General features: G+C 74.7%; 1 protein-coding gene and 2 pseudogenes. All 3 read left to right on the top strand.

Annotation, left to right across the window (positions count from 1 at the left end):
* Window positions 1–269, top strand: a pseudogene (locus CCN42_RS36600) (serine/threonine protein kinase); the annotation flags it as partial.
* 230 nt (window positions 270–499) lie between these two features.
* Complete coding sequence (locus tag CCN42_RS36595) at window positions 500–1,144, top strand: SurA N-terminal domain-containing protein (protein WP_086741629.1); 645 nt, start codon at window positions 500–502, stop codon at window positions 1,142–1,144.
* Between the two features lie 122 nt (window positions 1,145–1,266).
* A pseudogene (locus tag CCN42_RS36590) lies at window positions 1,267–1,504 on the top strand (nucleoside triphosphate pyrophosphohydrolase); the annotation flags it as partial.

Here is a 1,504-nt window from a genome sequence, read left to right as displayed (position 1 = left end):
CGGTACTCGGCGAGCCCGCGGCGGCGCTCGCCGAGTACCGGGCGCTGCTGCCGTACTACGAGAACCAGTACGTCTCCGGCGACCCCGAGCAGGCCCACGACGTCCGCCGCCGCATCGGCCACCTCCTGCTCGCCCTCGGCGACCGGGCCGCCGCCCACGACACCCTGCTCCGGCTGCTGCAGGACGTCGAGCGACTGCACGGCCCGGCCCACCCCCTGGCCGCGGACATCCGCCGGACCCTCCAGTGGCTGGGGCAGGTGCGCGGCTAGGGAACGGGGGACGGGCCCCTGGAGGGACGCCGCCGGAGGACGGGGTGCGGACGGCACCTCGCGCGTCGGCCCGCACGCCCCCTGGGGGGACGCCGCCCGCGGGCAGCGCGCCGGTGCCCGAAGTCGGCGTGAATCGTTGGTCGAATGGGTTGGCCAGAGCCGATCCCCTGCCTACCATCGATCACCGCAAGACTTTGTGCACCGCCGCACAATCTCCTCAGGAGGTCTCCTTGCACCGCCGCCGTCGCACCGCGCTCCTGCTGTCCGCCGCGATCGCCGCGGCACCGCTCCTCACCGCCTGCGGAGACGACGCGCGTCCCGGCGCGGCGGCCGTCGTCGGTGATCAGCGGATCACCGTCGCACAGCTGGAGAACCGGGTCGACGAGGTGCGCGCGGCCCAGCGCGCCGCGGTCGCCGACGACGCGCAGTACGCCCAGGCCATCGCCAAGACCGGCAGCCTCACCCGCGACACCCTGCACGGCATGGTCCTCGACCGGGTGCTGCACCGTGCCGCCCAGGACGCCGGCGTCACCGTGACCCGCAAGGAGGTCCAGGAGATGCGTTCCGGCCTGGAGCAGCAGGTCGGCGGGGCCGAGGCCCTGGAGACGGCCTGGCTCCAGCAGTACAGCGTGGCCCCGGAGCGCCTGGACGAGAACCTGCGCCTCCAGCTGGAGGCGCAGAAGCTCGCCGCCAAGCTCGGCACCGACACCAGCCGGCCCGAGTTCTGGAAGGCCCTCTCCGAGGCCTCCGCGAAGCTCGGCGTCGACCTGAACCCGCGCTACGGCAGCTGGGACGTGGAGAAGAGCAGCCGCGTCGACGCGAGGACCCCGTGGGTGCGGGAGGTCACGGCGGCGCAGGAGCAGCAGCCGGCGTGAGGACCCGGCGGGAGGCGGGGGCTTGCCGGGAACGGCACGGCCGGGGGATGCCGGCCGGATGATCACACCGGGACTGTGGACAACGTCCGAGGTCTGCCGGCGGCGTGGGTTACGTTCGGATCGTGAACGCAACCAGCTCCAGCCCGGCAGGCGCACCGGACCAGGCCGCCCCCGGCCGTGTCGTCCTGCTCACCACCAGCCACCGCGTCGCCCCCGGCCTGCTCTCCTGGCCCGCCTGGCAGGCCCTGCGCACCGCCGACCGCGTCCTCTGCGCGGACGGGGCGCACCCGCAGCTGCCCTATCTGCGGGAGGCGGGCACAGCGGTCGACGAGGCCGCGCCGACCGCTGTGCCCGCCTCCC

The organism is Streptomyces glaucescens, from assembly GCF_002154375.1.
Lineage (GTDB): Bacteria > Actinomycetota > Actinomycetes > Streptomycetales > Streptomycetaceae > Streptomyces > Streptomyces glaucescens.
This window is presented reverse-complemented; position numbering and strand designations above follow the sequence as displayed.